This window comes from Cellulomonas sp. IC4_254, assembly GCF_011603975.1.
Classification (GTDB): Bacteria; Actinomycetota; Actinomycetes; order Actinomycetales; family Cellulomonadaceae; genus Cellulomonas.
This window is the reverse complement of the sequence record NZ_JAANNB010000224.1, coordinates 1-5,661: the sequence shown is the minus strand read 5'-3', so window position 1 is coordinate 5,661 and position 5,661 is coordinate 1. Positions and strand designations below refer to the sequence as shown.

4 protein-coding genes are annotated in these 5,661 nt (G+C 77.0%); 2 read left to right on the top strand and 2 right to left on the bottom strand.

What is annotated here, in order from left to right; translation table 11 throughout:
• Nucleotides 1–863: 16S rRNA (cytidine(1402)-2'-O)-methyltransferase (rsmI, locus tag G6556_RS16640; RefSeq protein WP_205693635.1), on the bottom strand; the 863-nt coding region annotated here is incomplete at its 3' end.
• A gap of 93 nt (nt 864–956) precedes the next feature.
• Here rsmI and G6556_RS16635 point away from each other — a divergent pair.
• On the top strand, nt 957–2,762 hold the full coding sequence (locus tag G6556_RS16635) for a glycosyltransferase family 39 protein (protein ID WP_346774956.1): 1,806 nt from the start codon (nt 957–959) through the stop codon (nt 2,760–2,762).
• 9 nt (nt 2,763–2,771) lie between these two features.
• Here the strand turns inward: G6556_RS16635 and G6556_RS16630 are convergent, their stop codons facing one another.
• The gene (locus G6556_RS16630; protein WP_166943921.1) at nt 2,772–4,256 is read right to left on the bottom strand and encodes a family 20 glycosylhydrolase; all 1,485 of its coding nucleotides are present in this window, start codon (nt 4,254–4,256) and stop codon (nt 2,772–2,774) included.
• Nucleotides 4,257–4,613: 357 nt separating this feature from the next.
• Here G6556_RS16630 and G6556_RS16625 point away from each other — a divergent pair.
• Nucleotides 4,614–5,661, top strand: a 1,048-nt coding sequence (locus tag G6556_RS16625; protein WP_166943919.1) for a DUF4349 domain-containing protein, incomplete at its 3' end; no start/stop codon positions are given.

Here is a 5,661-nt window from a genome sequence, read left to right as displayed (position 1 = left end):
GTGGAGCGCGCCGCCAGCGCCGCCGCGTACAGGTCCCGCTTCGGCACGCCGGCCACCTGGGCGACCTCGGCCACGGCCTCCTTCAGCCGCTCGCCGCCGTCGACCCGGGCCAGCACCTCCGCGACGAGGTCCGCCTCGGACGCCACCTCCCGCGCCGGCGCGCCGGCCACGACGACCGCGATCTCGCCGCGCACCTCGCCCGCCGCGGCCCACGCCGCCAGCGCGCCGAGGCCGTCCCGGACGACCTCCTCGTAGGTCTTGGTCAGCTCGCGGCACACCGCCGCCGGCCGGTCGCCCCCGAACGCCGTCGCCATGTCCGCCAGCGTCGCCGCCAGCCGGTGCGGCGCCTCGAAGAACACCATCGTGCGCGGCTCGCGCTCCAGGGCGGTCAGCGCGCGGAGCCGCTCCCCCGGCTTGCGCGGCGGGAACCCCTCGAAGCAGAACCGGTCGGTCGGCAGCCCGGACAGCGCGAGGGCGGTCAGCACCGCGCTCGGGCCCGGCGCCGCGGTCACGGTCAGCCCGGCCTCGACCGCCGCGGACACCACCCGGAACCCCGGGTCGGACACCGCGGGCATCCCGGCGTCCGTGACGACCAGCACCGTGCCGCCGCCGCGCACCACGTCGAGCAGCTCCGGCGTCGTCGCCGCCTCGTTGTGCTCGTGGTGGCTGACCACCCGGCCGCCGACGGTCACGCCCATGCGGGTCGCGAGCCCCCGCAGCCGCCGGGTGTCCTCGGCCGCGACCACGTCGGCCTCCTCGAGCAGCCGGCGCAGGCGGGGCGAGGCGTCCTCCACGTCGCCGATCGGGGTCGCCGCGAGCACGAGCCGGCCGGTGCCGGGAGCCTGGGGGGTCACGCGGGCCAGCCTGCCACCTCCGCGCCCGTCGGCGCGCCGCCGGGGGTGGGGCCGGGCCGATCCCGCAGGTCCCGCCCAGGCGGCGCCCCTACGATGGCGACCGTGCCGCAGCCCGACCACGCGCCCGACCAGCCGGGTTCCCGCGACGACGAGGACGCGACCGCGCGGCGGTTCCCGCCGGTCGCCCCGCCCGAGCCCGCCGCGGCCGCGTCCCCGGGAGGTGCGGCCGACGCCGGCCGGCACGGCCACGCCGTCCCCACGCCGGCGGCCGGCACGCTCGTGATCCGCGCGGGCGAGGACCCCGACCGTGAGGACGACCCGGGCCTGTCCACGCACGACCGGCTGCTGGTCTCGCTGCTGGGGGCGCGCACGCTGCTGCTCGACGCGACCGGGCGCGCCCGGCTCACCGGCTGGCTGTGGCCGCTCGCGGTCACGCTGCTCGGCGGCGTGCTCCGGTTCTGGAACCTCGGCCGGCCGCACGAGCTCGTGTTCGACGAGACCTACTACGTCAAGCAGGCGTACTCGCTGCTGCGGCTCGGCTACGAGGGCTCGTGGGGCGACGACGCCAACGCGCTGTTCGCGCAGGGCGACGGCTCGGCGCTCGGGACCTCGCCGGAGTACGTGGTGCACCCGCCGGTCGGCAAGTGGCTGATCGCGCTCGGCATCCAGCTCGGCGGCGGCATCGGGTCGGCGACCGCCTGGCGGCTGGCGTCCGCGGTCGTCGGCACGCTCGCGGTGCTCCTGGTCGCCCGGATCGCGCGCCGGCTGTTCGCCTCCACCGCGCTCGGCACCGTCGCCGGCCTGCTCATGGCCGTCGACGGCGAGGCGATCGTGCACTCGCGGACCGGGCTGCTGGACAACTTCGTGATGTTCTTCGCGCTGGCCGCGTTCGGGGCGCTGCTGCTGGACCGGGACCAGGCCCGGCGCCGGCTCGCCGCCCGCACGGCGACGGTCCTCGACTCCGGGGCGGAGCTGGGTCTCGGCCCGCGGCTCGGCTGGCGGTGGTGGCGGTTCGCGGCCGCGGTGCTGCTGGGCCTGTGCATCGGCACCAAGTGGTCGGGCCTGTACTTCCTGGCGGTCTTCGGGCTGCTCTCGGTCGCCTGGGACGCCACCGCGCGCCGGTCCGTCGGGGTCCGCGGCTGGCTGCCCGCGACGCTGTGGCGCGACGCGATCCCGGCGGGGTTCGTCGTGGTGCTCACCGCCGCCGGGACGTACCTCGGCACCTGGGCGTCGTGGTTCGCGCACCCGGGGTCGTACCTGCGGCAGTGGGCGGTCGAGAACCCCGGCGAGGGCGTGACCTGGCTGCCGCCCGCGCTGCGCTCGCTGTGGCACTTCCACACCCAGATGTGGCAGTTCCACACCCACCTGACCGCCGAGCACGCCTACGCCGCGCACCCGCTCGGCTGGATCATCCAGTGGCGGCCCACGTCGTTCTACTACCCGACCGAGGTCTCCGGGCTGACCGGCTCCGCCGCGCGCGACCTGTGCGGGGCGGACGCCTGCTCGCAGGCCATCACCTCGCTGGGCAACCCGGTGATCTGGTGGCTCGGCGCGCTGGCGCTGCTCGTCGCGCTGTACCGGCTCCTCGTCCGCCGGGACTGGCGCGCGGGCGCGGTGCTGTCCGGCGTCGTCGCCGGCTGGCTGCCCTGGTTCGCCTACACCGAGCGGACCATCTTCACGTTCTACTCGATCGCGTTCACGCCGTGGGTGGTGCTGACGCTGACCTACGTGCTGGCCCTGCTCGTGCAGGGGCGGGACGAGCGCCAGCGCCGCCGGGGGCTGGTCGCCACCACGGCGGTGCTGGTCGTCGTCCTCGCGGTCAGCGCGTTCTTCTACCCGATCTGGACCGCGTGGGTCGTGCCGTACGACTTCTGGCACGTCCACATGTGGCTGCGGTCCTGGATCTGACGGACGTCCTCAGGACAGGTCGACGTGCCAGTCGACCTGCGGGCTCGGGTACCAGGCGAACCCCTCGGCGTCCCAGTACGGCCCGTGGGCCGCGACCCGGGTCGCGAAGTCGTCCCAGTCCCGCCGGTCGGCCGGCGTCCACGCGACCTCGGCGACGGCAGCCAGCCGGGGCAGCAGCATCGTCATGAGGTCGTCGAGGCTGCGGAGCGTCTCGGTCCACACGGTCGCCTCGACGCCGATCACCGAGCCCTCGGGCAGCCCCGGCACCAGCGCGGTCGGCTCCCAGGCGTAGGCGTCGCGCAGCTCGATGTGCCCGGCCCACTCCAGCCCGAGCGCCGTGCCCGCGTCGTACTTCATGTCGAGGTACGCCTTGGAGCCCGGCGACATCAGCAGCCGCGCACCGGCCCGCGCCGCCGCGACGATCGGCGCCGGGTCCATCCGGGTGTCCCAGTACTGCACGACCGTGCCCGGCTCCAGCGGCGTCGTCGCGATCTCCTGCCAGCCGACGACCTGCTTGCCCGCGGCGCGCACCGCGTCCGAGGCCATCCGCACCAGCCGCGCGTACTCGTCGCGCTCCATCGTGTGCACCTCGTCGCCGCCGATGTGCACGTACTCCCCCGGCGTCACGGCCGCGACGTCGCCGAACACGTCCCGGAGGAACGGCTCGGTCGTCGGCAGGTCCGCGGTCAGCCGGCTGAAGCCCACGTCGATCCCCGTGTACGCCTCGGCCGGCTCGCCGGACGGCGTCAGCTCGCCGTACGCGTGCAGCGCGGCGTTGACGTGGCCCGGCACGTCGATCTCCGGCACCACCCGCACGCCGCGCGCGTCCGCGTACGCCACCAGCGCCTGGAACTCCTCGGTGGTGAAGTACCCGCCCGGGTCGCCGTCGACGGCCGTGCCGCCCGAGCGGGCCGCCAGGTCGGGCCGCGACGGCAGGTCGAGCCGCCAGCCCTGGTCGTCCGACAGGTGCAGGTGCAGCACGTTGAGCTTGTACGCGGCCATCAGGTCGACGACGACCCGCAGGTCGTCCGGGCCGAAGAAGTGCCGGGCCACGTCCACCGACAGCCCGCGCCAGCCGTGCACCGGCTCGTCCTCGACGTGCACCGGCCAGGCCGCGAACGTGCCGTCGTGCGGGCGCAGCACCTGGTGCAGCGTCGCCAGCCCGCGCATCAGCCCCTCGGGGGTGCCCGCGGCGACCCGGACCAGGTCGGCCGCGACGTCCAGCCGGTACTGCTCGCCCGAGAGCCCGGGCTCCAGCACGAACGCGACGTCCCCGGGCTGGGTCGGCTCCGCGACGTCGCGGTAGCGCACCTCGACGGTGCTGCCCGAGATGCGGCTGAGCTGCTCGGCGGCGAGCACGCCCAGCGCGACCTCGGCGGGGCTGACGCCGGTGGTCACGGTGGTGGCGGCGGAGACGACGAACGGCGCACCCTCGGCCTCGCGGACCAGCCGCGGGGCCGGGACGAGTCGCAGGGGTGTGGTCGGAGCGGGCACGACGGTCCTTCCGGGCGACGGTGACTGAACACGGGCGTGCAGCGGCCCGGCCCCCGCTCACCAGTGTGCCCGGTTCGTCCGTTCCCGTGGGGCGACGCGCGGGAACGGATCCACGGTCGGTGCCGCTTCCGCGGGTCCGGCGAGCGCCGGTCGCGCGGCCCGGCGGCCGCGGGTGCCGGGTCACGGGCCGGACGCGGTCAGGTCACGGGACGGACGCGGCGACCCCCGTCGCGCAACGATTGGGCATCCGTGCAGGTGACGGCCCTCCGCGCGCCTGTCGGCGCCCCTACTGTCCGGGCCATGCGGACACAGCGGAGGGGCGGCGGCAGCACGACCGGCCGCGGAGCGGGGACGAACGTGACGCGGGCCCTCGGCGGGCTCGCACTGGCCGGGCTGCTCCTCGCGGGGTGCAGCGCCGGTGGCGACAGCGGCGCGAGCACCGCCGACCTCGCGCAGGGCGGGTCCGAGCGGGCGGTCGGCGGGGCCGGGTCGGACGCGGGCGGGGCCGGCGCCGACGCGGGAGCCGCCGCGGGTGGCGACGCCGGCGCGGCGGCCGGGGACGCGGCGGGGTCGGCGGAGGCGGGTGCGGCCGAGGCCGGGGCGCAGGACGCGTCCGGGGACGTCGCCTCCGGGACCGGCGGCGTCGGGCTGACCGCCGCGGACGCCGGGGGGCGCCAGGTCATCACCACGGGCGAGGCCGGCCTGGTCAGCCCGGACCCGCGCGCCGCCGCCGACGCGGTCGTCGCCCAGGTCGAGGCCGCCGGCGGCCGCGTGGACGCCCGGCACGAGACCGCCGCGCGCGCCGACGAGGGCACCGAGGCCACCGCCGACCTGACGGTCCGGGTGCCGGCCGGCGCGATGACGGGGCTGCTCGAGGCGCTGGACGAGATCGGCGACGTCGACCACGTCGACCTGTCGTCCGACGACGTGACGGGCGCCGCCCAGGACCTCGACGCCCGGATCCACGCCATGACGCTCTCCGTCGCGCGCATGGAGGACCTGCTGAACCGCGCGAGCACGCGGCAGGAGGTCCTCGAGGCGGAGGGCACGCTCACGGAGCGGCAGGCCTCCCTCGAGTCGCTGCAGTCGGAGCGCGCGCGGATGGCCGAGCAGGTCGCCCTGTCCACGCTCCGCATCTCGATCTGGACCCCGCCGCAGCCGGCGCCGGCCGACGAGACCGCCCCGGCCGAGCCGGAGGGGCCGCCCGGGTTCCTGGGCGGGCTCGCCGCGGGCTGGTCCGCACTGCTGGGCGTGCTCGGCGTGGTCGTGACCGTGCTCGGCGTGCTGCTGCCGTGGCTCGTGCTCGGGGCCGCGGTGCTGGCAGCCGTCCTGTGGGCCCGGCGGTCCCTGCGGCGGCGGGCGACGGCGACGGGCGGGGCGGCCGGCGCGGCCGGGGCGGCCGGTC